The organism is Serratia sp. H402Y, from assembly GCF_051172415.1.
GTDB classification, from domain to species: Bacteria; Pseudomonadota; Gammaproteobacteria; order Enterobacterales; family Enterobacteriaceae; genus Serratia; species Serratia ureilytica.
The window spans coordinates 1-25,689 of the sequence record NZ_JBPIYZ010000008.1 but is presented as its reverse complement, the minus strand read 5'-3'; the positions used below and the strand labels follow the sequence as shown (position 1 = coordinate 25,689).

The window sequence follows — 25,689 nt, the reverse complement described above, 5'->3', positions numbered from 1 at the left end:
CCAAAATTCTATTATCAACCACGTGTGGTGTCTGGCGAAACAGGGCTGGATAGCGACACGGCCTTAACTGAGGTTTCCCATGAAACAAGGTATCCACCCAAAATACGAAGAAGTTACTGCTAACTGCTCTTGCGGTAACGTGATGAAGATCCGCTCCACCGTGGGCCACGATCTGAACCTGGACGTTTGTGGCGCATGCCACCCGTTCTACACTGGCAAGCAGCGTGATGTTGCTACCGGTGGCCGCGTTGACCGCTTCAACAAGCGTTTCAGCGTACCAGGCGCTAAGAAATAAGATTTCTTATCGACCGATGAAAAAGGCGCCCTGGGCGCCTTTTTTCTTTTCTGCCGCCGGCGTTCGCCGGGCGGTTCTCAATATTCCCAGGTATCGGGATCGACACCCAGTTCGCGCATCAACGCTTTTGCGGCTTCCGGGATTTCATCGCTGCGCTCTTTGCGCAGGTCTTCATCGTTCGGCAGCGGCTGGCCGGTAAAGGCATGCAGAAACGCTTCGCACAGAAGTTCGCTGTTGGTGGCGTGGCGCAGGTTGTTCACCTGGCGACGGGTCCGTTCGTCGGTGAGGATTTTCAGGACCTTCAGCGGAATGGATACCGTGATCTTTTTGACTTGCTCGCTTTTTTTACCGTGTTCAGCGTAAGGGCTGACATACTCGCCGTTCCACTCAGCCATGGGACACCTTAACTTTGTCAGAAAAATTACAAAATTCTAAAAACCGGCCAATTATGCCCGATCTTCACTGTTCTCACTAAATAAATGTCAATTTTACGCGACCAGGGTCACTGAATGCCCCGCTTCGGCCAGGCATTGCCGCTTAACATCTTATCGTCATGTCATATCGGCATAATTTTAGCGGGTATTGTGTCATTGCTCAATCTATACGCAAAGAAGTTTAGATGTCCAGATGTATTGACGTCTATCAATCCTGCGATTACTCTTTAGGCCTCATTCACCGAACCGAGAGCCGAGCGAGCCCATGACGCGTAAACCAGCCACGATTGCCGTACGCAGCGGCCTGAACGACGACGAACAGTACGGCTGCGTTGTCCCGCCGATTCATCTGTCCAGCACCTATAACTTTACCGACTTCAATCAACCCCGAGCTCATGACTACTCGCGCCGCGGCAACCCGACGCGCGACGTGGTGCAGCGCGCGTTGGCGGAGCTGGAAGGCGGCGCCGGCGCGGTGATGACCGGCAGCGGGATGTCGGCGATCCATCTGGTGACCACCGTACTGCTGAAGCCCGGCGATCTGCTGGTGGCGCCGCACGACTGTTACGGCGGCAGCTATCGGTTATTCGACAGCCTGAGCAAGCGCGGCGCTTATCGCGTGCTGTTCGTCGATCAAGGCAATGAGGCCGCCCTGCAACAGGCGCTGGCGCAAAAGCCGAAGCTGGTGTTGATAGAAAGCCCCAGCAATCCGCTGCTGCGGGTGGTGGACATCGCGGCGATCTGCGCTGCCGCGCACGCGGCGGGCGCGTTGACGGTGGTGGACAACACGTTCCTCAGCCCGGCCCTGCAACAGCCGATCGAACTCGGTGCCGATCTGGTGGTCCATTCTTGCACCAAATACCTGAACGGGCATTCGGACGTGGTGGCCGGCGCGGTGATCGCCAAAGATCCTGAGCTGGCGGTCGAGCTGGCCTGGTGGGCGAACAACATCGGCGTGACCGGCGGCGCGTTCGACAGCTATCTGTTGCTGCGCGGCATGCGCACGTTGTCGCCACGCATCAAGGCGGCGCAACAAAACGCTGAAGCGATTGTTGACTATTTACAGCAGCAACCGCTGGTGAAAAAGCTGTATCATCCCTCCCTGCCGGAGAATCCGGGGCATGAGATCGCCCGTCGTCAGCAGCGCGGTTCCGGCGCGATGCTGAGTTTTGAACTGGACGGCGATGAAGCGGTGCTGCGCCGTTTTCTCTCTGCCCTTGAGCTGTTTACTCTGGCAGAATCGTTGGGCGGCGTAGAAAGCCTGATCTCGCATGCAGCGACCATGACTCACGCCGGCATGGCGGCGGAGGCGCGGGCAGCGGCCGGCATCTCCGAGAGCCTGCTGCGCATTTCCGTGGGTATTGAAGACAGTGAAGATTTGATTGCCGATCTGGAACGCGCTTTCCAGGCGGCGGCAACGAGGTAAGCATGAATGCAATTGCTGTAGCAGGGCCGGTGAGCGGGCGTCAACTGCACAAGTTTGGCGGCAGCAGTCTGGCGGATGTGAAGTGTTATCTGCGTGTGGCCGGGATTATGGCGGAATACAGCCAGCCGGGCGACATGATGGTGGTATCGGCCGCCGGCAGTACCACCAACCAGTTGATCAACTGGCTGAAGCTCAGCCAGAGCGATCGCCTGTCTGCGCACCAGGTGCAGCAGACGTTGCGTCGTTATCACAGCGATCTTATCAGCGGCCTGTTGCCGCCGGAAAGCGCCGAGCCGCTGATCGCCGAGTTCATTCAGGATCTGGAACGCCTGGCGGCGCTGCTGGACGGCAATGTCGACGAGGTGTGCTACGCCGAAGTGGTCGGGCACGGCGAGATTTGGTCGGCGCGCCTGATGGCGGCGGTGCTCAACCACCTGGACATGCAGGCGGCCTGGCTGGATGCGCGTGACTTCCTGCGCGCCGAGCGCGCCGCGCAGCCGCAGGTGGATGAAGGCCGTTCTTACCCGCTGTTGCAACAATTGATGGCCCAACACCCAGGTAAACGCCTGGTGGTGACCGGGTTCATTTCGCGCAACGACGCCGGGGAAACCGTGCTGTTGGGGCGTAACGGCAGCGACTACTCCGCCACTCAGGTCGGCGCGCTGGCCGGCGCTGCGCGCGTCACCATCTGGAGCGACGTGGCCGGGGTTTACAGCGCCGATCCGCGCAAGGTGAAAGACGCCTGCCTGCTGCCGCTGCTGCGTCTGGACGAAGCCAGCGAGCTGGCGCGTCTGGCTGCGCCGGTGTTACACACCCGTACCCTGCAGCCGGTCTCCGGTAGCGATATCGATCTTCAACTGCGCTGCAGCTATCAGCCGGAGCAGGGCTCGACGCGCATTGAGCGCGTATTGGCTTCCGGCACCGGCGCCAAGATTGTCACCAGCCACGACGATGTGTGCCTGATTGAACTGCACGTTGCCGCTCAGCATGACTTCAAACTGGCGCAGAAAGAGTTGGATCTGGTGCTCAAGCGCGCGCAGATCAAACCGCTGGCGGTGGGCATCCACCCAGACCGCAACCTGGTGCAGCTGTGCTACACCTCCGAGGTGGTCAACAGCGCGCTGGCGACGCTGCAGGCCGCGGTGCTGCCAGGCGAGCTGCGCCTGCGCGAAGGGTTGGCGCTGGTGGCGATGGTCGGCGCCGGGGTGTGCAAGAACCCGCTGCACAGCCACCGTTTCTATCAGCAGCTGAAAGATCAGCCGGTCGAGTTTATCTGGCAGGCGGAAGATGGCATCAGCCTGGTGGCGGTATTGCGCCAGGGGCCGACCGCGCTGCTGATCCAGGGGCTGCACCAAAGCCTGTTCCGCGCCGAGAAGCGCATCGGTCTGGTGCTGTTCGGCAAGGGCAATATCGGGTCGCGCTGGCTGGAGCTGTTCGCCCGTGAGCAGACCAATATCTCCGCGCGCAGCGGCTTCGAATTTATCCTGGCGGGGGTGGTGGACAGCCGCCGCAGCCTGCTGAACTATGACGGGCTGGACGCCAGCCGCGCACTGGCATTCTTTGAGGACGAAGCGCAGGAGCTGGATGAAGAATCGCTGTTCCTGTGGATGCGCGCGCACCCGTTCGACGATCTGGTGGTGCTCGACGTGACCGCCAGCGAAGAGCTGGCCGGGCAGTATCTGGATTTCGCCAGCTACGGTTTCCACGTGATCAGCGCCAACAAGTTGGCGGGGGCCTCGTGCAGCGACAGCTATCGCCAAATACGCGACGCCTTCGCCAAAACCGGCCGCCACTGGCTGTATAACGCCACCGTCGGCGCCGGCCTGCCGGTCAACCACACGGTGCGCGATCTGCGCGACAGCGGCGACAGCATTCTGGCGATCAGCGGCATCTTCTCCGGCACGCTCTCCTGGCTGTTCCTGCAGTATGACGGCACGGTGCCGTTCACCGAGCTGGTGGACCAGGCCTGGCAGCAGGGGCTGACCGAACCGGATCCGCGGGTCGATCTCTCCGGCCAGGACGTGATGCGCAAGCTGGTGATCCTGGCGCGCGAGGCGGGCTACGACATCGAACCGAACCAGGTGCGGGTCGAGTCGCTGGTGCCGGCGGGGTGCGAGCTGGGCTCCGTCGATCAGTTCTTCGAGAACGGTGAGGCGCTGAATCAGCAGATGCAACAGCGCTTTGAGGCCGCCAGCGAAATGGGCCTGGTGCTGCGCCATGTGGCGCGTTTCGACGCCAACGGCAAGGCGCGGGTCGGCGTAGAGGCGGTGCGCCCTGAGCATCCTCTGGCCTCGCTGCTGCCGTGCGACAACGTGTTCGCCATCGAAAGCCGCTGGTATCGCGATAATCCGCTGGTGATCCGCGGGCCGGGCGCCGGCCGCGATGTGACCGCCGGCGCGATCCAGTCAGACCTTAACCGATTGGCGCAGCTGCTTTAATCCTCTGCGGGCGCGGGCTCACCGCGCCCCTTGGCTTTTCCTGCCATACTTATCTTTGTCGCGATCATGAAATTCCCTCGTTGAGCGGGTGAGGATTAATCATCTTATTCCCCTCATTTTCCTGTTGACTCTTTAGCCAACATGCGGCATTTTCTATCTAGACGTCTAAACGTATAGACGCTCATCAAGATGAAATAAAAACAGTGATCGATAAGAGGTGAGCAGGGTATGAGTTTTTTCCACGCAAACCAGCGGGAAGCGCTGAATCAGAGTCTGGCGGAGTTGAACGGCCAGATTAACGTATCATTCGAGTTCTTCCCGCCACGCACCAGCGAGATGGAAGAGACCCTGTGGCAGTCGATCGATCGTCTGAGCATTCTCAAACCTAAATTCGTTTCCGTCACCTACGGCGCCAACTCCGGCGAGCGCGATCGCACCCACAGCATCATCAAAGGGATCAAGGAACGCACCGGCCTGGAGGCGGCGCCGCACCTGACCTGCATCGATGCCAGCCCGGCGCAGCTGCGCGACATCGCGACCGATTACTGGAACAGCGGCATCCGCCATATCGTGGCGCTGCGCGGCGATCTGCCGCCGGGCGGCGGCAAGCCGGAAATGTACGCGACCGATCTGGTGGCGCTGCTGAAAGACGTGGGTGACTTCGACATTTCCGTCGCCGCTTACCCGGAAGTGCACCCGGAGGCGAAGAGCGCCCAGGCCGATTTGATTAACCTGAAACGCAAGATCGATGCCGGCGCCAGTCGCGCGATTACCCAGTTCTTCTTCGACGTTGAGAGCTACCTGCGCTTTCGCGACCGCTGCGTCGCCGCCGGTATCGACGTGGAAATCGTGCCGGGCATTCTGCCGGTGTCCAACTTCAAGCAGCTGCAGCGCTTCGCCACCATGACCAACGTGCGGGTGCCAAGCTGGATGACCAGCATGTTCGAAGGGCTGGACGACGATGCGGAGACCCGCAAAATGGTCGGCGCCAACATCGCCATGGACATGGTGAAGATCCTGAGCCGCGAAGGGGTGAAAGATTTCCACTTCTATACGCTGAACCGCGCCGAGATGAGCTACGCCATCTGCCACACGCTGGGCGTGCGACCAGTGGCCGCCGCCTGACGGGCTTGCTCCATTGACAAGGGCGCCGCTTTACCGCGGCGCCCTTTTTTTGTGGGGGAGACATAAAAAAAACGGCCCCGGTAAACGGGGCCGCGATGAGGCTCACTAGCCGGTGTTGCGCATCCCGGCGGCGACGCCGGCGATGGTAACCATCAGCGCCTGCTCCACGCGGGCGTCCGGCTGCTCCTGCTGGCGCGAACGGTGCAGCAATTCGGCCTGCAAGACGTTCAACGGGTCGGTATAGACGTTGCGCAGCGCGATGGATTCGGCGATCCACGGCAGGTCTTCCATCAGGTGCGCATCGTTGGCGATGGTCAGCACCACCTTGATGTCGCTTTCCAACTGATCGCGCAGCTGTTGGCCCAGCGGCCACAGCGATTTATCCACCAGGCGCTGATCGTAGTATTCCGCCAGCCACAGGTCGGCTTTGGCGAACACCATTTCCAGCATGGCGATGCGGGTGGAGAAGAACGGCCAGTCGCGACACATCGCCTCCAGCTCCGCCTGTTTGCCGGCTTTCACCGCTTCCTGCAATCCGGCGCCGGCGCCGAGCCAGGCCGGCAGCATCAGGCGGTTCTGCGTCCAGGCGAAGATCCACGGAATGGCGCGCAGGCTCTCTACGCCGCCGTTCGGCTTGCGCTTGGCCGGGCGCGAGCCCAGCGGCAGTTTGCCCAGCTCCAGTTCCGGCGTGGCCGCGCGGAAGTAAGGCACGAAGTCCGGGTTTTCACGCACGTAGCCGCGATACATTCGGCAGGAGGTCTCGGACAGGTCGTCCATCAGCGCCCGCCATTCTTTCTTCGGTTCCGGCGGCGGCAGCAGGTTGGCCTCGAGGATCGCGCCGGCATACAGCGCCAGGCTGCTGATGGTGACTTCCGGCAGGCCGAACTTGAAGCGGATCATCTCGCCCTGTTCGGTGACGCGCAGGCCGCCCTTCAGGCTGCCCGGCGGCTGCGACAGCAGCGCCGCATGCGCCGGAGCGCCGCCGCGGCCGATGGAACCGCCGCGGCCGTGGAACAGCGTCAGCGCCACGCCGGCCTTTTCACAGGTTTTGATCAGCGCGTCCTGCGCGCGGTACTGCGCCCAGGAAGCGGCCATCACGCCGGCGTCTTTCGCCGAGTCGGAATAGCCGATCATCACCATCTGTTTGCCCTGGATGAAGCCGCGATACCAGTCGATGTTCAGCAACTGGGTCATTACGTCGTCGGCGTTGTTCAGGTCGTCGAGGGTTTCGAACAGCGGGGCGACCGGCAGCGCGAACGGGCAGCCGGCCTCTTTCAGCAGCAGGTGCACCGCCAGCACGTCGGAAGGCGTACGCGCCATCGAAATCACATAGGCGGCGATCGAGCCCTGCGGCGCTTCGGCGATCACCCGGCAGGTTTCCAGCACTTCCTGCGTGTCGGCACTCGGTTGCCATTTCAGCGGCACCAGCGGGCGTTTGGAGTTCAGTTCGCGGATCAGGAACGCCTGTTTATCGGCTTCCGACCAGCTTTCATAGTCGCCCAGCCCCAGATAGCGGGTCAGCTCGGCGATGGCTTCGGTATGGCGGGTGCTCTCCTGACGCACGTCGATGCGCACCAGCGGCACGCCGAAGCAGCGCACGCGGCGCAGGGTATCCAGCAGTTGACCATTGGCGATGATGCCCATGCCGCAGGCCTGCAGCGACTGGTAGCAGGCATACAGCGGCTCCCACAGCTGCTCGTTGTTCACCAGCAGGTCGTGTGGTTTCAGCACGCGCTCGCCCTTCAGGCGACCTTCAAGATAAGCCTGGGAACTCATCAGCTGGCTGCGCAGCTGCTTCATGATTTCGCGGTAAGGCTCCTGCACCTCATCGCCGCCGGCGCGGGCGCGCAGCTCCGGGGTGCACTCGGTCATCGACAGCTCGGAGACCAGCACCTGGATGTCGCGGGTAAACAGGTCGCAGGCTTTCCAGCGGCTGAGCAGCAGCACATGGCGGGTAATTTCGGCGGTGACGTTCGGGTTGCCGTCGCGGTCGCCGCCCATCCAGGAGGTGAAGCGCACCGGCACCGCTTCCACCGGCAGGCTGTAATCGATGGAGTTTTCCAGCTGTTCGTTGAATTCGCGCAGGAACGCCGGCACGCCTTCCCACAGGCTGTTTTCCACGACGGCAAAACCCCATTTGGCTTCGTCGATCGGAGAAGGGCGGTGTTTGCGAATTTCGTCGGTGTGCCACGACTGGGCTACCAGCTGACGCAGGCGGCGCATGATCTTGTTGCGCTCGTAGTCGGCCAGATCGTTGTGATCGAGCTGGCTGAGGCAGGTGTTGACCTCCACCAGCTTGTGGATCAGGGTGCGGCGGGTGATCTCCGTCGGGTGCGCCGTCAGCACCAGCTCGATGGAGAGTTGCGACACCGCGTGCTGCAGCTCTTTGTCGCTGAGCTTTTTGTCTTTGAGACGGCTGAACAGTTGGGCCAGCGCTTCCGGGTTGCTGGCGGCTTCGCCGTTGGGCGAAATGCTGTGGTACTGCTCGGCGACGTTGGTCAGGTTGAGGAACTGGCTGAAGGCGCGCGCCACCGGCAGCAGCTCGTCGTTGGACAGGTTCTGCAGGGTGGAGAGCAGCTCCTGGCGATGCGCTTCGTTGCCGGCGCGTGAGGATTTGGAAAGCTTACGGATGGTCTCAACGCGATCGAGAATATGCTCGCCCAGCGCTTCTTTGATGGTATCGCCGAGCAATTTGCCGAGCATACTGACATTACTGCGCATTGCCGAATATTGTTCGTTCATATAACCCCTGACCCAGTTCTGTATGTATGATTTTTATCTTGTAAATAAATTTCACGCGTCAGGCGCAGACCGCCTGCCTGATCCCATCGCGTTCCTGTCCAATCGTCAATTGACACTATTTTTAGCAAAAAAACATCAAAATCGGCGCATTTTCTGAAATTTAATTACGCCGCGTGGGTTATCAGCGTGGCTTATTTCGCTGCTTTCTACTTATTTTGAGTTAGGGGAAGCATAAAGCATTTCCCCTGCTAAATGTCGGGTTTATTGCCGGCAAAAGTGATTGACCAGCTGGCCCAACAGTTTGCGCGTCGGTTCGATAAACGCGGTGTCGATGTATTCGTCCGGTTGGTGGGCCTGATCGATGGAACCGGGGCCGAGCACCAGGGTCGGGCAGACCTGTTGCACGAACGGCGCTTCGGTGCAGTAGTTGACCACCTGCGTGCGGGTGCCCAGCAGCTCCTCGATCACCGCCACCATGCGGTGGTCGGTCGGGCACTCGTAGCCCGGCACCGACGCGTGCAGCTCTTCGATGGTCAGGCGGCCCGGCCAGCGTTGGCTTACCGGCTCCAGCGCCTGATGCATCAGTTCGTTGATGTTGTCGAGCGTCATGCCGGGCAGCGGGCGGATATCCAGGTGCAGTTCGCAACAGGCGCAGATGCGGTTGGCCGCGTCGCCGCCGCTGATATGGCCGAAGTTCATGGTGGGATAAGGCACGGCGAACGCCGGATTGTTGTAGCGCTCCTGCAGGGTTTTGCGCAGCTCCATCAGGCGGCCGATGGACTCGTGCATCAGATCGATGGCGTTGACGCCGCGCGCCGGATCGCTGGAGTGGCCGGACTGGCCGACGATGCGAATGGCGTTGGCCATGTGGCCCTTGTGCGCGCGCACCGGCTGCAGCGAGGTCGGCTCGCCGATGATGGCGAAATCCGGACGAATGGCGGTAGAGGCGGCGAAGTAACGCGCGCCGGCCATCGTCGTTTCTTCATCTGCGGTGGCTAAAATGTACAACGGCTTGGTCAGCTTGCTCGCGTCGATATCGCGCACCGCATCCAGAATAAAGGCGAAGAAGCCTTTCATGTCGGCGGTGCCCAGCCCGTAGAGCTTGTTGTCGTGCTCGGTCAGGGTGAAGGGATCGCGCGTCCAGCGGCCTTCGTCGTAAGGCACCGTATCGGTGTGGCCGGCCAGCAGCAGGCCGCCGCTGCCTTCGCCGATGCTGGCCAGCAGGTTGAATTTGTGGCGCGACTCCGGCACCGGCTGTACGTCGACGCGAAAGCCCAGGTCGGCAAACCATCCGGCCAGCAAGTTGATTAACGCCTCATTGCTCTGATCGAGGCCGGCATCGGTGGCGCTGATTGACGGAGTGGCGATCAACGCCCGGTACAGCTCAATAAATGGAGGTAATTTCATCTTCACTGTTGACAGCCTTAGGTTAGGATAGTATCAATATTCATGCATTTATTTTGAATAAAAATACAGTAAGCCGAAGCGTAAGGGAACCCGATGCCCGGATGTTTATAAAAGCATCAACGCCTGGCTCCGTGGGTGAACGGCGCAACAACGCTGGCTAGCCCTGTTACCTGGGTCGCAAGCGACCGCACGTCAGTTTAGAAGGTGAAAGGCCACATGTTGAATACGCTGATCGTTGGTGCCAGCGGTTACGCCGGAGCGGAGCTCACGGCTTACCTGAATCGCCACCCACACATGAACATAACCGCTTTAGCGGTTTCAGCGCAAAGTGCAGATGCAGGAAAGTTGCTTTCCGATCTCCATCCCCAGTTGAAAGGCATCGTCGATCTGCCGCTGCAGCCGTTGACTGACGTCGCCAAGGCGGCGCAGGGCATCGACGTGGTGTTCCTCGCCACCGCCCATGAAGTCAGCCACGATATCGCACCGGCTTTCCTGGCGGCGGGCTGCGTGGTGTTCGATCTGTCCGGCGCCTTCCGCGTGCAGGACGCCGGTTTCTATAGCCAGTACTACGGTTTCGAGCATCAGCATGGCGCTCTGCTGGAGCAGGCGGTGTACGGCCTGGCGGAGTGGCAGAGCGACAAGATTAAACAGGCGCAGCTGATCGCGGTGCCGGGCTGTTACCCGACGGCGGCGCAGCTGGCGCTGAAACCGTTGATCGAAAAACAGCTGCTGAATCTGGATCAGTGGCCGGTGATCAACGCCACCAGCGGCGTTAGCGGCGCCGGGCGCAAGGCCAGCATGACCACCAGCTTCTGCGAAGTGAGCCTGCAGCCGTACGGTATTTTCACTCATCGGCACCAGCCGGAGATCGCCGCACACCTGGGCGTGCCGGTCATCTTTACGCCGCACCTGGGCAATTTCCCGCGCGGCATCCTTGAAACCATCACCTGCCGTCTGAAAGCCGGCGTGACCGCGCAGGACGTCGCGGCCGCCTATCATGCTGCCTATGACGACAAGCCGCTGGTGCGGCTGTACGACCAGGGCGTGCCGGCGCTGAAATCGGTGGTGGGGCTGCCGTTCTGCGACATCGGTTTTGCGGTGCAGGGCGAGCATCTGATCGCCGTGGCGGTGGAAGACAATCTGCTGAAAGGCGCGGCGGCGCAGGCGGTGCAATGCCTGAATATCCGTTTCGGCTTCCCGGAAACCCAATCACTCCTTTAAACCAGCGTGAGTAAACAGCAATGAACCCGTTAATTATCAAGTTAGGTGGCGTGTTATTAGACAGTGAAGAAGCGCTGGAGCGTCTGTTTACCGCGTTGGACAGCTATCGGCAGCAGCACCAGCGCCCGCTGGTGATCGTGCACGGCGGCGGCTGCGTGGTGGACGAACTGATGAAGCAGCTCGCTTTGCCGGTGGTGAAAAAGAACGGCCTGCGGGTCACGCCGGCCGATCAGATCGACATCATCACCGGGGCGCTGGCCGGCACCGCCAACAAAACGCTGCTGGCGTGGGCGATTAAACACCAAATCAACGCCGTCGGCCTGAGCCTGGCGGACGGCGGCAGCGCGGTAGTGACCCCGCTCGATCCGGCATTGGGCCACGTCGGCAACGCGCAGCCCGGTTCGCCCGCGCTGCTCAATACCCTGCTGGGAGCTGGCTACCTGCCGGTTGTCAGCTCCATCGGCATCACCGCCGAAGGGCAGTTAATGAATGTGAACGCCGATCAGGCGGCGACGGCGCTGGCGGCGACGCTGGGGGCGGACCTTATCCTGCTGTCGGACGTCAGCGGCATCCTCGACGGCAAGGGCCAACGCATTGCGGAAATGACGGCGCAAAAAGCGGAACAACTGATCGCGCAAGGCATCATCACCGATGGTATGGTGGTGAAGGTGAATGCGGCGCTCGACGCTGCCCGCACCCTCGGCCGCCCGGTGGATATCGCCAGCTGGCGCCATGCCGATCAGCTTCCTGCTTTGTTTAACGGCGTGTCGATTGGCACCCGGATCCTCGCTTAATTTTAGAATTAGAAAGGAATAGATCATGCAAAACCAAGGCATCAAAAAAATCGTTCTGGCGTACTCCGGCGGCCTGGATACCTCGGCCATCATTCCATGGCTGAAAGAGAACTACGGCGGCTGTGAAGTGGTGGCGTTCGTGGCGGACATCGGCCAGGAGCGCAGCGATCTGGAAGGCGTGGAGCAAAAAGCCCTGCAGTCCGGTGCCTCTGAATGTCACGTGGTCGATCTGCGTGAAGAATTTATCCGTGATTACGTTTATCCGGTGCTGCAGACCGGCGCCCTGTACGAGGGCAGCTATCTGCTGGGCACCTCGATGGCGCGGCCGATCATCGCCAAGGCGCAGGTCGAGCTGGCGTTGAAAGTGGGCGCAGACGCGCTGTGCCACGGCGCGACCGGCAAAGGCAACGATCAGGTGCGTTTCGAAACCACCTACACCGCGCTGGCGCCGCAGCTGAAAGTGGTAGCGCCGTGGCGCGAGTGGAACCTGCGTTCCCGTGAAGCGCTGCTGGATTACCTGAAAGAGCGCAATATCCCGACCACCGCATCGCTGGAGAAAATCTACAGCCGCGATGAGAACGCCTGGCACATCTCCACCGAAGGCGGCGTGCTGGAAAGCCCGTGGAACGCGCCAAACAAGGATTGCTGGGTATGGACCGTCGATCCGCAGGAAGCGCCGGACCAGCCTGAGCAGGTGACCGTTACCGTCGAGAAAGGCCGCGTCGTGGCGGTTAACGGTAAAGCGCTATCGCCGTACCAGTGCCTGGAAACCCTGAACGCGCTGGGCGCCAAGCACGGCGTCGGCCGTATCGACATCGTGGAAAACCGTCTGGTGGGCATCAAATCCCGCGGCTGCTATGAGACCCCGGGGGGCACCATCATGGTGGCGGCGCTGCGCGCCATCGAGCAGCTGGTGCTGGATCGCGACAGCTTCAAATGGCGCGAGCAGCTGGGCCTGGAGATGTCCTATGTGGTGTACGACGGCCGTTGGTTCGCGCCGCTGCGCCGCTCGCTGCAGGCCTCTGCCGAAGCATTGGCTGAAGAGGTGAATGGTGAAGTGGTGCTGCAGCTGTACAAAGGCCAGGTGACGGCGACCCAGAAAAAATCCGCCAACAGCCTGTACTCCGAAGAGTTCGCCACCTTCGGCGAAGACGAAGTTTACGATCACAGCCACGCGGGCGGCTTTATCCGCCTGTTCTCTCTGTCTTCACGCATCCGCGCGTTGAACGAGAAAAAGAATAAATAACCGATTGGCGTGACTCTGCAAGGGCGCAGCATGCTGCGCCCTTTCGCATAAAAATTCAGGAGTAAAGGTATGGCACTTTGGGGCGGACGGTTCACTCAGGCGGCGGATCAGCGGTTCAAGCAACTCAACGATTCGCTGCGGTTCGATTATCGCCTGGCGGAGCAAGATATCGTGGGCTCGGTGGCCTGGTCGAAGGCGCTGGTGACCGTTAACGTGTTGACGGCAACGGAGCAACAGCAGCTGGAGCAGGCGCTGAATGCCTTGCTGACGGAAGTCCAGGCCGATCCTTTGGCGATCGTCCAAAGCGATGCCGAAGACATCCACAGCTGGGTGGAGCAGAAGCTGATCGAGAAGGTCGGCGATTTGGGCAAGAAGCTGCACACCGGCCGCAGCCGCAACGATCAGGTCGCGACCGATCTGAAGCTGTGGTGCAAAAAGCAGATCGGCGATCTGCATCAGGCGATCGTCCAGCTGCAGCAGGCGCTGATGGAGACCGCCGAAGCCAACCAGGATGCGGTGATGCCGGGGTATACCCACCTGCAACGCGCGCAGCCGGTGACTTTCGCGCACTGGTGCCTGGCCTATGTCGAGATGCTGGCGCGCGATGAAAGCCGCCTGCAGGATACCCTGAAACGGCTGGACGTCAGCCCGCTGGGCAGCGGCGCGCTGGCCGGCACCGCGTATCCTATCGATCGCGAGCAGCTGGCCGGCTGGCTGGGCTTCGCCTCGGCGACCCGCAACAGCCTGGACAGCGTATCCGATCGCGATCACGTGCTGGAGCTGCTGTCCAACGCCGCCATCAGCATGGTGCACCTGTCGCGCTTCGCCGAAGATCTGATCTTCTTCAACAGCGGCGAGGCGGCGTTTGTCGAGCTGTCTGACCGCGTGACCTCCGGCTCTTCGCTGATGCCGCAGAAGAAAAACCCGGACGCGCTGGAGCTGATCCGCGGCAAGTGTGGCCGCGTACAGGGCGCGCTGACCGGCATGATGATGACGCTGAAAGGCCTGCCGCTGGCGTACAACAAAGACATGCAGGAAGACAAAGAAGGGCTGTTCGACGCGCTCGACACCTGGATGGACTGCCTGCAGATGGCGGCGCTGGTGCTGGACGGCATTCAGGTGAAGCGCCCGCGCTGCCGGGAAGCGGCGGAGCAGGGTTATGCGAATGCCACCGAGCTGGCGGACTACCTGGTCGCCAAAGGCGTGCCGTTCCGCGAAGCGCACCATATCGTCGGTGAGGCGGTGGTAGAAGCCATTCGCCAGGGCAAACCGCTGGAAGCGCTGCCGCTGGCGGATTTGCAGCAGTTCAGCGCGACGATCGGCGACGATGTCTATCCGATCCTGGCGTTGCAATCCTGCCTGGACAAACGTGCGGCCAAAGGCGGCGTCGCGCCGCAGCAGGTGGCCGCGGCAATCGCCGCAGTGAAACAGCGTTTGGCTTGACGACGAGGGCGGCCTGGCGCCGCCCTTGAACCTTTACCCCGCCAGGCGTGCGCAGAGATAACGGTTCAGGCTCACGCCTTCTTCCATCGCGCCGATCGCCAGCCGGCGATGCTGTTCCGGCGTCATGCGCAGCACCAGTTTGCCGCTGAAATTTTTCTCCGCCAACGCCTGCGGCGGCGTTTCGCCTTGTGCCAGCATGTCGGCGATCGTTTCGCTCACCACTTTCTCGATACCCTCCAATGCGCCGGTACGCGTGGCGGCCAGCCAGGACAACGAGGGGAATTCGGCGCACAGCCCGACATATTCACGGTCTTGCGCTGACCAGGTGATGCGATAGGTATAGTGTTCATGCTTTTCCATGTTCTTCCTCCATTCTGGCCAGTGCGGCGATGACCTGCTTAACCTGATATGCCTTGGCCGCGCCGTTGTTGCCGCGTTGGATATTGATGCGCGGATCGCCTGGCCAGGGCATGCGATAAACGTGATGGCTGCTACCGTTTATGCGCGGCGGCCCAAACCATCGCACGCAGATTTTCGCTAACTCGGCGAATTTGATGCTGTTCTGCCGCTGTTGCAAATCAGCGATGTCATCCCTGATCTCGTTCATGTTGCCTCCATTTTAGTATCATTATTGATATCACTTCAATATCGAAGCATAAAAAATGAGCGCAGGAGAGCCTTGAGGCAAGAGGAGGGAGGAAAATCTGGAAAGCGCTGCGCAAAAAAACCGGGCCTGAAGGCCCGGTAGGTGTGAACGGAGAAGGGGGCGTTATTCGCCCGGACAGCGCTGACAGCGCTCGATTTCGGCCGTGCCGAGTTTGAGCTTCGCCTGCAGGTCGCGCAGCGCAGTGCGCAAGCCTTCTTCGATCACCGGATGATAGAACGGCATGTCCAGCATTTGATCGACGGTCATCTGCTGTTGGTGCGCCCAGGCTAACAGGTGCGCAATGTGTTCGGCATCCGGGCCGATCATTTCCGCACCGAGGAAACGGCCGGTGCCTTGCTCGCCGTAAACGTGCAGAACGCCCTTGTTGCGCAGCATCACTCGCGAGCGGCCCTGATTCTCAAACGAGACCTTGCCCACTTCAAAACATCCGCAGGCGCTGAACTTCTCGCTCAGCTCGCGGAAGGTCGAGCCGACCATGGCGATCTGCGGATCGGAGAACACCACCGAAATCGCGCTGCGGCGCAGACCCGGATTGATCTCCGGGAAGCTGCCGGCATTGGCGCCGGCGATGCGTGCCTGATCGCTGGCCTCATGCAACAGCGGCAGCTGGTTGCTGGCGTCGCCGGCGATAAAGATATGCGGCACGCTGGTTTGCATCGTCAGGCGGTCGGCCAGCGGCACGCCTCGAGCGTCGAGCTGCAGGCCGGTGTTTTCAAGACCCAGCCGATCGACGTTGGGGCGGCGGCCGGTAGCGGCCAGCACGTAGTCCACCAGGATCTCCTGCGACTGGCCCTGCAGATCCTGATAGCGGATAAATACGCGGTCGCCTTCGCGCTGCATCATCTCCACTTTCACGTCGGCGTCGAGGTAGAATTCTTCCCCCAGCGCCTTCGCAGCGTAATCGCGCACGGCGCTGTCGGTCAGCGGCCCGACGGCGCCGCCGATGCCGAAGACCTTGGTGTCGACGCCGAGGCGGTGCAGCGCTTGCCCCAGCTCCAGCCCGATCACGCCGGGGCCGAATACCGCCACGGACTGCGGCAAGTCATCCCAGTTGAACAGATCGTCGTTGACGATCAGGCGATCGCCCAATTCATTCCACGGCGCCGGCCAACTGGGGCGAGAGCCGGTGGCGATCACGATGCGCTGCGCCACGATGCGCGTATGGTCATCGACCTGCAGCGTGTTGTCGTCGATAAAGCGGGCATAGCCCTGAATTTTGTCGGCGGCCGGGATCTCGTCCACGCCTTCCAGCACGAAGCCGACGAAACGGTCGCGCTCGCGTTTGACACGCGCCATCACCTCGCGTCCGTCGATACGCGTTTTGCCGGTTGGGTGCACGCCAAAGCCCGGCGCACGTTCGATTTGATGCACCGCTTCGGCGGCGGCGATCAGTAATTTGGATGGCATGCAGCCAACGCGCGCACAGGTGGTGCCGTACGACCCGCCTTCAATCATCACCACGCTGGGGGTAGACAGTTTGGCCGCACGATAGGCGCCGAGCCCTGCGGTGCCGCCGCCGATGACCGCGACATCAACGTTCAACAGTTTCATATCCGCTCCTGAAAGGTAAAAAAAGGGCGGGCCGTAGCCCGCCAAAGTTCACGTTGGCTTTGTTATTACTTATTAAGCTGACAGGAAGGTTTCCAGATCGTCGCTGCCGCCGATGTGACGACCGCCGATGAATACTTGCGGCACCGTGGCGCGGCCGCTGACGGCGCGCAGGCTGACGGTGGTGGCGTCTTTGCCCAGCACGATCTCTTCATACTGAATGCCGCGCTCTTGCAGCATCTGCTTGGCTTTGGCGCAGAATGGGCAGCCCGGCTTGGTGAACAGGGAGACCGATTCCTGCACTTTGAATTCCGGCGCCAGGTATTTCAGCATGGTGTCGGCGTCGGACACTTCAAACGGGTCGCCCGGCTTATTCGGCTCGACAAACATTTTCTCGACCACGCCGTTGCGTACCAGCATCGAGTAGCGCCATGAGCGAGGGCCAAAGCCCAGATCCGCTTTCTCGACCAGCATGTTCATGCCTTTGGTGAATTCACCGTTGCCGTCCGGTACGAAGGTGATGTTTTCCGCATGTTGGTCGGCTTTCCAGGCGTTCATGACGAAGGTGTCGTTCACGGAGACGCAAAGAATGCTGTCGACGCCGTGCTGCTTGAATACGCTGGACAGTTCGTTGTAGCGCGGCAGGTGGCTCGAAGAACAGGTCGGCGTGAACGCGCCCGGCAGCGAGAAAACAATGACGGTTTTGTTTTTGAACAGGTCATCAGTGGTCACATCAATCCATTGGTCGCCCTGACGGGTGTGGAAAGTAACCTGAGGAACTTTCTTGCCTTCTTGACTGGTAAACATTGATTAACCCCTTAATTAGGAAAAGTAATTTTTAGCATTTAGCGCGATATCGCTTCGTTGGGACACATTATTGTCGCTGGGGCTTGATAGATCTAATCGCTCATTGCTATCTTATCTATCGCCATGAGCTATCATGGAATGGAGGGAAACAATGAATATTCGTGATTTAGAGTATCTGGTCGCCTTGGCCGAGCACCGGCACTTCCGCCGCGCGGCCGATTCATGCCATGTAAGCCAACCCACGCTGAGCGGGCAGATCCGTAAGCTGGAAGACGAGTTGGGCGTCATGCTGCTCGAACGCACCAGCCGCAAGGTGCTGTTCACCCAGGCGGGTCTGTTGCTGGTGGAGCAGGCGCGTACCGTGCTGCGAGAAGTGAAAGTATTGAAGGAGATGGCCAGCCAGCAGGGCGAAGCCATGTCCGGACCGTTGCACATCGGCCTGATCCCGACCGTGGGGCCTTATCTGCTGCCGCAGATCATCCCGACGCTGCACAAAACGTTCCCGAAACTGGAAATGTACCTGCACGAAGCGCAAACCCATCAGCTGCTGGCGCAACTCGACAGCGGCAAACTGGACTGCGCCATTCTGGCATTGGTGAAGGAAACCGAGGCATTTATCGAAGTGCCTTTGTTCGATGAACCGATGAAGCTGGCGGTGTACTCCGATCACCCGTGGGCGCAGCGCGAGCGCGTGCCGATGCCGGATTTGGCGGGTGAGAAACTGCTGATGCTGGAGGATGGCCACTGCCTGCGCGATCAGGCGATGGGCTTCTGCTTCCAGGCGGGCGCGGACGAAGATACCCACTTCCGCGCCACCAGTCTGGAAACGCTGCGCAATATGGTCGCGGCCGGCAGCGGCATTACCCTGCTGCCGTCACTGGCGGTACCGCCGCAGCGCGAACGCGACGGCGTCTGCTATCTGGATTGCTACAAGCCGGAGCCGAAGCGCACCATCGCGCTGGTGTACCGCCCCGGCTCCCCTTTGCGCAGCCGTTATGAGCAACTGGCCGAGGCGATCCGCGAACACATGCAGGGCTACATCGACAGCGCGTTAAAACAGGCGGTTTAAGCCGTTTAGCGCCGCCACCCGGTAGGCTTCGGCCATGGTCGGATAGTTGAAGGTCGTATTAACGAAATACTCGATAGTATTGCCTTCACCTTTCTGTTCCATGATCGCCTGGCCGATGTGGATGATCTCCGCCGCACGCTCGCCGAAGCAGTGGATCCCAAGGATCTGCAGGGTGTCGCGATGGAACAGGATCTTCAGGCTGCCGACGTTCATCCCGGCTATCTGCGCGCGCGCCAGATGCTTGAACTGGGCGCGGCCCACTTCATACGGCACCTTCATCGCGGTCAGTTCCTGCTCGGTTTTGCCGACGGAGCTGATTTCCGGAATGGTGTAGATGCCGGTCGGGATATCTTCGATTAAGTGACCGCTGGCTTCGCCGGAGGCGATCGCTTGCGCGGCGATGCGGCCCTGATCGTAGGCGGCGGAAGCCAGGCTCGGATAGCCGATCACGTCACCGACCGCATAAATGTGCGACAGCGCGGTTTGATACATGCTGTTCACTTTCAGCAGCCCGCGGCTGTCCGACTCCAGGCCGACGTTCTCCAACCCCAGCGAATCGGTGTTGCCGGTACGGCCGTTGGCGTACAGCAGGCAGTCCGCTTTCACCTTCTTGCCGGACTTCAGGTGCACGATCACGCCGTCTTCGGTGCCTTCGATCTTCTCGAATTCTTCGTTGTGGCGGATCACCACGCCGTTGTTCCAGAAGTGGTAAGAGAGCGAATCCGACATCTCCTGATCGAGGAACGCCAGCAGACGATCGCGGGTGTTGATCAGATCGACCTTGACGTTTAGGCCGCGGAAGATGGACGCATACTCGCAGCCGATCACCCCGGCGCCGTAAATGATCACGTGGCGCGGCTCATGGCTCAGCTCGAGAATGGAATCGCTGTCGTAGATGCGCGGATGGTTGAAGTCGACGCTGGCCGGATGGTAAGGACGCGAGCCGCAGGCGATCACGATGTGATCGGCGCGGATGGTGTCCTGGGTGCCGTCCATGTAGCTGACGCTGACGGTGTTGGCGTCGATGAAGCGCGCGTCGCCGGCGAACAGTTTGCACTGGTTCCGCTCATAGAACCCTTGGCGCATTCGGGTTTGCTGGCTGATGACGTTATCGGCGTGGCGTAAAATGTCAGGGAAGGTCGCGCTGAGCGTGCGCGAGTTGTTGTAAAGCGGGTTCTGGTTGAATTCGATAATGCGGCTGACGGCGTGGCGGAGGGCTTTGGAGGGGATGGTGCCCCAATGGGTACATCCGCCGCCTACGTTATTGTACCGTTCGATAACGGCCACGCGGGCGCCTTGTTTCACCAGCCCCATGGCGGCACCTTCACCACCAGGGCCCGAGCCAATCACAATGGCATCAAATTGATAGTGCTGTTGCATGTAGGAGAGACCTGTTTTTTTATACAAGATTACAACGGTATCTTAACATCATAGCGCTGCTCACCCAATCACCATTAGGCTTTTTGAGTCAAAGCACAATCGGCTCAGGGCGGAAGTGTGATAGAGCGCGTTAGTATAAATGCTGTTGCAATAAAATTTGCTATATTGCCGAGTCTAGGGCGTTAGACTGAGAAAATGGAACCTATCCGGATATGCATATGGGCGTCAGAGCACAACAAAAAGAACGGACTCGTCGTTCCCTGATCGAAGCCGCTTTCAGCCAGCTGAGCGCCGAACGCAGCTTCGCCAGTCTGAGCCTGCGGGAAGTTTCACGCGAGGCGGGCATCGCGCCCACGTCGTTTTATCGCCATTTCCGCGATGTGGACGAGTTGGGGCTGACCATGGTGGATGAAAGCGGCCTGATGCTGCGTCAGTTGATGCGCCAGGCGCGCCAACGCATCGCCAAGGGCGGCAGCGTGATCCGCACCTCGGTGTCCACCTTTATGGAGTTTATCGGCAACAACCCGAACGCCTTCCGCCTGCTGCTGCGCGAGCGCTCCGGCACGTCGGCGGCATTCCGTGCGGCGGTGGCGCGCGAGATCCAGCATTTCATCGCCGAACTGGCGGACTACCTCGAGTTGGAAAATCACATGCCGCGCAGCTTTACCGAAGCGCAGGCGGAAGCGATGGTCACCATCGTGTTCAGCGCCGGCGCGGAAGCGCTGGATATCGACGTCGAGCAGCGGCAGCAGCTGGAAGAACGGCTGGTGCTGCAACTGCGGATGATCTCCAAAGGGGCGTATTACTGGTATCGTCGCGAACAAGAAAAAGCTTCTGTGTCCCACGTATAAAAAAGGTAAAAAATGATGGAAAAACCAGGCCGTGAAAATGGCACCTTACTGCTGGCGTTGATTGCCGGCCTTTCGATCAACGGTTCCTTTGCCGCGCTGTTCAGCTCGGTGGTGCCGTTTTCGATCTTCCCGCTGATCGCGTTGGTGCTGGCGGTGTACTGCCTGCATCAGCGTTACCTGAACCGCGCCATGCCGGATGGCATGCCGAAGCTGGCGGCGGCCTGTTTCCTGCTGGGGCTGCTGTTGTACAGCGCCATCGTGCGCGCCGAGTATCCGCAGATCGGCTCCAACTTCCTGCCGTCGGTGATCTGCGTGGCGCTGGTGCTGTGGATCGGCATGAAACTGAAGGCGCGCAAGGCGCCGGATGCGCCGACTCAAGAATCGTAATGAAACGGGGCGCCATCATGGCGCCCCTGTCATATCAGCGGTGCTTTTCCAGCAACACGCCGCACTCCATGTGATGGGTATACGGGAACTGATCGAACAGCGCCAGACGGCTGACCCGGTGGGTGGCCTGCAGCGTTTCCAGGTTGGCGCACAGCGTTTCCGGATTGCATGAAATATACAGAATGCGCGGGTAAGCCTGCACCATCTTCACCGTTTCATCGTCCAGCCCGCTGCGCGGCGGATCGACGAAAATCGTCTCGCAGTTGTAGCCGCTCAGATCGATGCCTTTCAACCGGTTGAATTCGCGTACTCCATTCATCGCCTGAGTGAAGTCTTCCGCCGCCATGCGGATGATCTGCACGTTGTCGATATGGTTGGCGGCGATGTTGTACTGCGCCGCCGCCACCGACGGTTTGGCGATCTCGGTCGCCAGCACGCGCTCGAAATTGCGCGCCAGCGCCAGCGAGAAGTTGCCGTTGCCGCAGTACAGCTCCAGCAAATCGCCTTTGGAACCGGCGGTGACCGCCAACGCCCACTCCAGCATCTGCACGTTCATGGCCGCGTTGGGCTGAGTGAAACTGTTTTCCACCTGGCGATAAATCATGTCGCGGCCGGCGACCGGCAGCACTTCGTCAACATAATCCTGGTCGAGCATGATCTTGGTCTTCGACGCTCGGCCGATCAGCTGCAGGTCGAAACCCTGCGCGCGCAGCTCGTCGCGCAACTGCTCGGCGCGCTGTTGCCAAACGTCATCCAGCTTGCGGTGATACAGCAGCGAAGCGATGATTTTGCCGCTTCGCGTCGACAGATAATCTATCTGGAACAGCTTGTGGCGCAGGATCGGCTCCGGTTTCAGCGCGGCGATCAGGGCGGTCATCAGGCGGTTGATCAGCTCGCTGGCCGCCGGGAACTGATCGACGCGAATACGCTGCTTGGTCTGCTGATCGAACATGATGTGATACATGTCTTCCGCGTCGTGCCAGATGCGGAATTCGGCGCGCATGCGGTAGTGGTCGACTGGCGAGCGGAACACTTCCGGCTCGGGCGCCGCGAACGGTGACATCAACGTCTTCAGGCGGGCGACTTTCTCCGCCAGTTGGTCATCGTAACGTTCAATAGGCAAATTCTCGGGCGTCATGTGTTTCTTCTCGTCAGGCAAATTTGATCAGCGGGGATTGTAGGGAATCAGCCCGTGAAGTCCAGTTTTGTCGCGTTTATTATTTGTAACATTAATGGCAGTCTAGACATCTATTTGCATTGATCGTAGCATTGCCGTCCGGCCTCAAGCAGCGAGTGAAAAGGGAATCCGGTGTGAATCCGGAGCTGACGCGCAGCGGTAAGGGGAAGTCACGGCGATAGCGTTTCGACGCAGACACTGTCCACTGCAGGATGGGAAGTCATCGCCCGTTGCCGGTCGCGCCCTGCGGCCCGCAAATCCCAAGCCCGAAGACCTGCCGGTGTTACGTCGCAATGTCCGTGGCCGTCGCGAACTACCGGCCATGATCCTGCGGCATCCGCCAATTAAGTTTGGATGCTTTTCTCATGACAATTACAAAAAATACGCTGCTGGCGGTGGTCTCTTCCGTCACGGCTTTTTCTGGATGGGCGCAAGACAACACTACAGCCACGAATGGCGATAACCTGGTGGTTACCGCCAACCGTTTCCCGCAGCCGGTTTCTTCCGTGCTGGCGCCGACCACCATCGTCACCCGCAACGATATCGATCGCTGGCAGGCCAAGAGCCTGACCGACGTGATGCGCCGTTTGCCGGGCGTGGACGTTGGCCAAAACGGCGGGTTGGGGCAAAAGAGCTCGCTGTTTATTCGCGGCACAAACTCCAGCCACGTGCTGGTGCTAATTGACGGCATTCGCCTTAATCAGGCGGGCGTCAGCGGCTCCTCTGACCTTAGCCAAATCCCGATTTCGTTGGTGCAGAAAGTCGAATACATCCGCGGCCCGCGCTCGGCGGTGTACGGCTCCGACGCCATCGGCGGCGTGGTCAACATCATTACCACGCGTGAAAAGAACGGTACTACGCTCTCAGCCGGCGTCGGCTCCAACGGCTATCAATCCTATGACGCGTCGACTCAACAGCAGTTGGGCGACAGCACCGTGGCGACGGTGGCGGGTGACTACACCTACACCAAAGGGTATGACGTGGTGGCCTACGGCAGCACCGGCATGCAAAGCCAACAGGATCGCGATGGCTTTATGAGTAAGTCGCTGTATGGTGCGCTTGAGCACCAGTTCAGCGAATCGGTCAGCGGTTTTGTGCGCGGGTATGGTTACGACAACCGCACGGCGTATGATAGTTATTATTCCTCACCGACCAGCCCTCTGCTGGATACGCGCAAACTGTATAGCCAAACCTGGGATACCGGATTGCGCTATAAAGAAGGCATTTACGCAACACAAGTGATTGGCAGCTACAGCCATAGCAAGGATTACGATTACGATCCTCGCCTCGGCATGCATGACAGCTCGGCCAGCCTGGTGGATTCCGAACAGTACAACCTGCAGTGGGGCAATACGCTGCAGGTTGGACAGGGTACCGTAAGCTCTGGCGTCGACTGGCAGCAACAGAAAATCAAACCGGATTCCACCACCGTGAAGGGTGAAAAAAGCCAACGTGATGCAGGCATCTATCTGACTGCGCAGCAACTGGTTGGCCCGGTAACGCTGGAAGGCGCGATTCGAGGTGACGATCATTCCGAGTTTGGCTGGCATGGCACCTGGCAAACCAGCGCGGCCTGGGAATTCGTCGAGGGATACCGTTTTATCGCGTCGTATGGCACGGCGTTCAAAGCACCGAATATGAGCCAGCTATACGGCAACTTCGGTAACAACACCGATCTGAAACCGGAAGAAAGCAAGCAGTGGGAAGGTGGCTTTGAAGGGCTGACCGGCCCGGTGACCTGGCGCATCTCCGGTTATCGCAACGACATCGACAATTTGATCGATTCCACGGGGGAAACCAACTACGTCTATTACAACGTGGGTAAGGCGACCATCAAAGGGATTGAAGCTACGGCCTCATTTGATACCGGCCCGTTGACGCATCAGATTGGTTATGACTATGTCGATCCTCGCAACGCCAAGACCAATGAAGTGCTGCTGCGGCGCGCCAAGCAGCAGGTGAAATATGAGCTGGACTGGCAGCTGTATGACTTTGACTGGGCGGTGACTTATCAATATCTGGGTCAACGTTATGACAAGGATTACAGTACCTATCCGGAACAGAGCGTTAAACTCGGCGGCGTGAGCCTGTGGGATCTCGCAGTTTCGTATCCGGTCACATCTCATCTGACAGTTCGTGGTAGAATTGCCAACCTGTTTGATAAAGATTATGAGACGGCCTATGGCTACGCTACTCCAGGAAGAGAATACTACCTCACTGGAAGCTATACCTTCTAACAGCACCGCCACACCTCGCCCGACGGTGCTGGTTTTCGATTCCGGCGTCGGCGGGCTGTCGGTGTATCAGGAGATTCGGCAGTTGCTGCCGGATCTCCACTATATATACGCGTTCGACAACGTGGCGTTCCCCTACGGCGAGAAGTCAGAAGAGTTTATCGTTGAGCGCGTGCTGGAGATTGTCGGCGCGGTGCAGCAGCGTCATCCTCTGGCGATTGTCGTCATCGCCTGCAACACCGCCAGCACGGTCTCCTTGCCGGCCCTGCGCGAGCGTTTCAGTTTCCCTGTCGTGGGCGTGGTGCCCGCCATCAAACCGGCGGCCCGTCTTACCGTTAACGGCATTGTCGGCCTGTTGGCGACCCGCGGTACCGTACAGCGCAGCTACACCCACGAACTGATTTCCCGTTTCGCCACCGACTGCAAGATTGAACTGCTGGGCTCTTCAGAACTGGTGGAGCTGGCGGAAGCCAAGCTGCATGGCGAAGCCGTGCCGCTACCGGTGCTGAAGAAGATCCTGCATCCGTGGCTGAGCATGCGCGAGCCGCCGGATACCGTCGTGCTGGGCTGCACCCATTTCCCTCTATTAGCTGAAGAGCTGATGCAAGTGTTGCCGGAAGGCACCCGATTGGTGGATTCCGGCGCGGCGATTGCCCGTCGCACCGCCTGGCTCATCTCTACGCAGGAAAACCTGGTCTCGAGCCAGGAAGAGAATCTGGCGTATTGCATGGCGTTAAATGAAGATACTGACGCTTTATTGCCCGTTTTGCAGGGCTATGGCTTTAAATCGTTGAAAAAACTGCCGCTTTAACGGTGTTTTGGTTAAACATTCAACGGTCAGAAAAAATATTGAAAATAGGGGTTGCGGCCCGCCGAGAACTCCCTATAATGCGCCTCCACTGACCGGGAACAACGACTGACAAGCCGCCGGGTCAGCGAGAAGAAAGCGAAATAAACGCTTGACTCTCCGGGTGAAAAGCGTAATATACGCAGCCCGC

At 59.9% G+C, this 25,689-nt stretch carries 22 protein-coding genes and 1 riboswitch; of the genes, 13 read left to right on the top strand and 9 right to left on the bottom strand.

All coding sequences use genetic code 11. The annotated features are described in order from the left end of the window. Positions 1-79: 79 nt before the first annotated feature. On the top strand, positions 80-295 hold the full coding sequence (gene rpmE / locus ACSBQS_RS23545) for a 50S ribosomal protein L31 (protein ID WP_004931078.1): 216 nt from the start codon (positions 80-82) through the stop codon (positions 293-295). A gap of 77 nt (positions 296-372) precedes the next feature. On the opposite strand, the gene metJ is transcribed toward rpmE, so the two are convergent. After that, positions 373-690 carry a met regulon transcriptional regulator MetJ gene (metJ, locus tag ACSBQS_RS23540; protein WP_004931076.1) on the bottom strand — a complete coding sequence of 106 codons (318 nt, stop codon included), beginning with the start codon at positions 688-690 and terminating at the stop codon, positions 373-375. Positions 691-994: 304 nt separating this feature from the next. Here metJ and metB point away from each other — a divergent pair, with 304 nt between their 5' ends. From metB to metF, 3 genes are all read left to right on the top strand, one after another. Beyond that, positions 995-2,155, top strand: a complete 1,161-nt coding sequence (gene metB, locus ACSBQS_RS23535) for a cystathionine gamma-synthase (protein WP_434991366.1) — start codon at positions 995-997, stop codon at positions 2,153-2,155. Positions 2,156-2,157: 2 nt separating this feature from the next. Continuing rightward, positions 2,158-4,593 (top strand): bifunctional aspartate kinase/homoserine dehydrogenase II, encoded by a 2,436-nt coding sequence (locus ACSBQS_RS23530; RefSeq protein ID WP_033645216.1) that lies wholly within the window; start codon positions 2,158-2,160, stop codon positions 4,591-4,593. A gap of 228 nt (positions 4,594-4,821) precedes the next feature. Continuing rightward, a complete protein-coding gene (metF, locus tag ACSBQS_RS23525) occupies positions 4,822-5,718 on the top strand; it encodes a methylenetetrahydrofolate reductase (protein ID WP_033645217.1) in 897 nt (298 codons plus the stop codon). A gap of 105 nt (positions 5,719-5,823) precedes the next feature. On the opposite strand, the gene ppc is transcribed toward metF, so the two are convergent. Together ppc and argE are read right to left on the bottom strand one after the other, a co-directional pair. Next, entirely contained in the window at positions 5,824-8,460 is a 2,637-nt protein-coding gene (gene ppc / locus ACSBQS_RS23520) for a phosphoenolpyruvate carboxylase (RefSeq protein ID WP_004931070.1), read from the bottom strand. A 261-nt stretch (positions 8,461-8,721) separates the two neighbouring features. After that, positions 8,722-9,867, bottom strand: coding sequence for an acetylornithine deacetylase (argE, locus tag ACSBQS_RS23515; protein ID WP_015379410.1), 1,146 nt, complete (start codon positions 9,865-9,867; stop codon positions 8,722-8,724). Between the two features lie 216 nt (positions 9,868-10,083). Here argE and argC point away from each other — a divergent pair, with 216 nt between their 5' ends. The 4 genes from argC to argH all read left to right on the top strand — a co-directional run bounded on the left by argC (position 10,084) and on the right by argH (position 14,571). Beyond that, positions 10,084-11,088 (top strand): N-acetyl-gamma-glutamyl-phosphate reductase, encoded by a 1,005-nt coding sequence (argC, locus tag ACSBQS_RS23510; protein ID WP_047025846.1) that lies wholly within the window; start codon positions 10,084-10,086, stop codon positions 11,086-11,088. Positions 11,089-11,108: 20 nt separating this feature from the next. Then, a complete protein-coding gene (gene argB, locus ACSBQS_RS23505; RefSeq protein WP_033645219.1) occupies positions 11,109-11,882 on the top strand; it encodes an acetylglutamate kinase in 774 nt (257 codons plus the stop codon). A gap of 25 nt (positions 11,883-11,907) precedes the next feature. Then, positions 11,908-13,128: an argininosuccinate synthase gene (locus tag ACSBQS_RS23500; protein ID WP_004931061.1), complete on the top strand. Its 1,221-nt coding sequence runs from the start codon at positions 11,908-11,910 to the stop codon at positions 13,126-13,128. Between the two features lie 69 nt (positions 13,129-13,197). Next, positions 13,198-14,571: an argininosuccinate lyase gene (gene argH / locus ACSBQS_RS23495; protein WP_047025845.1), complete on the top strand. Its 1,374-nt coding sequence runs from the start codon at positions 13,198-13,200 to the stop codon at positions 14,569-14,571. A 33-nt stretch (positions 14,572-14,604) separates the two neighbouring features. On the opposite strand, the gene ACSBQS_RS23490 is transcribed toward argH, so the two are convergent. The 4 genes from ACSBQS_RS23490 to ACSBQS_RS23475 form a co-directional block, all read right to left on the bottom strand. Further along, complete coding sequence (locus ACSBQS_RS23490; protein WP_033652204.1) at positions 14,605-14,931, bottom strand: type II toxin-antitoxin system HicB family antitoxin; 327 nt, start codon at positions 14,929-14,931, stop codon at positions 14,605-14,607. Next, positions 14,918-15,178 carry a toxin HicA gene (locus ACSBQS_RS23485; protein ID WP_033652203.1) on the bottom strand — a complete coding sequence of 87 codons (261 nt, stop codon included), beginning with the start codon at positions 15,176-15,178 and terminating at the stop codon, positions 14,918-14,920. The genes ACSBQS_RS23490 and ACSBQS_RS23485 overlap by 14 nt, the downstream gene beginning before the upstream one ends. Before the next feature lie 162 nt (positions 15,179-15,340). Then, on the bottom strand, positions 15,341-16,789 hold the full coding sequence (locus ACSBQS_RS23480; RefSeq protein ID WP_197666912.1) for a dihydrolipoyl dehydrogenase: 1,449 nt from the start codon (positions 16,787-16,789) through the stop codon (positions 15,341-15,343). Positions 16,790-16,861: 72 nt separating this feature from the next. Then, positions 16,862-17,593, bottom strand: a complete 732-nt coding sequence (locus ACSBQS_RS23475) for a glutathione peroxidase (protein ID WP_015379403.1) — start codon at positions 17,591-17,593, stop codon at positions 16,862-16,864. Positions 17,594-17,744: 151 nt separating this feature from the next. On the opposite strand from ACSBQS_RS23475, the gene oxyR reads away from it, so the two are divergent. Then, positions 17,745-18,662 carry a DNA-binding transcriptional regulator OxyR gene (oxyR, locus tag ACSBQS_RS23470; protein WP_033652202.1) on the top strand — a complete coding sequence of 306 codons (918 nt, stop codon included), beginning with the start codon at positions 17,745-17,747 and terminating at the stop codon, positions 18,660-18,662. Here oxyR and sthA read toward each other — a convergent pair. Further along, the gene (gene sthA, locus ACSBQS_RS23465; RefSeq protein ID WP_004931047.1) at positions 18,645-20,042 is read right to left on the bottom strand and encodes a Si-specific NAD(P)(+) transhydrogenase; all 1,398 of its coding nucleotides are present in this window, start codon (positions 20,040-20,042) and stop codon (positions 18,645-18,647) included. The two genes, oxyR and sthA, sit on opposite strands and share 18 nt — an antisense overlap. Positions 20,043-20,260: 218 nt before the next feature. On the opposite strand from sthA, the gene fabR reads away from it, so the two are divergent. Together fabR and ACSBQS_RS23455 are read left to right on the top strand one after the other, a co-directional pair. After that, a complete protein-coding gene (gene fabR / locus ACSBQS_RS23460) occupies positions 20,261-20,893 on the top strand; it encodes an HTH-type transcriptional repressor FabR (protein ID WP_004931044.1) in 633 nt (210 codons plus the stop codon). Between the two features lie 15 nt (positions 20,894-20,908). Continuing rightward, complete coding sequence (locus ACSBQS_RS23455; RefSeq protein WP_025304650.1) at positions 20,909-21,280, top strand: YijD family membrane protein; 372 nt, start codon at positions 20,909-20,911, stop codon at positions 21,278-21,280. Positions 21,281-21,314: 34 nt separating this feature from the next. Here ACSBQS_RS23455 and trmA read toward each other — a convergent pair whose 3' ends face one another. Continuing rightward, positions 21,315-22,418 carry a tRNA (uridine(54)-C5)-methyltransferase TrmA gene (trmA, locus tag ACSBQS_RS23450; protein WP_047025843.1) on the bottom strand — a complete coding sequence of 368 codons (1,104 nt, stop codon included), beginning with the start codon at positions 22,416-22,418 and terminating at the stop codon, positions 21,315-21,317. 122 nt (positions 22,419-22,540) lie between these two features. Next, a riboswitch (cobalamin riboswitch) is annotated at positions 22,541-22,753 on the top strand. A 69-nt stretch (positions 22,754-22,822) separates the two neighbouring features. Here trmA and btuB point away from each other — a divergent pair. After that, complete coding sequence (gene btuB / locus ACSBQS_RS23445; RefSeq protein WP_196018861.1) at positions 22,823-24,694, top strand: TonB-dependent vitamin B12 receptor BtuB; 1,872 nt, start codon at positions 22,823-22,825, stop codon at positions 24,692-24,694. Next, on the top strand, positions 24,639-25,502 hold the full coding sequence (murI, locus tag ACSBQS_RS23440; RefSeq protein WP_025921004.1) for a glutamate racemase: 864 nt from the start codon (positions 24,639-24,641) through the stop codon (positions 25,500-25,502). The genes btuB and murI overlap by 56 nt, the downstream gene beginning before the upstream one ends. Positions 25,503-25,689 lie beyond the last annotated feature (187 nt).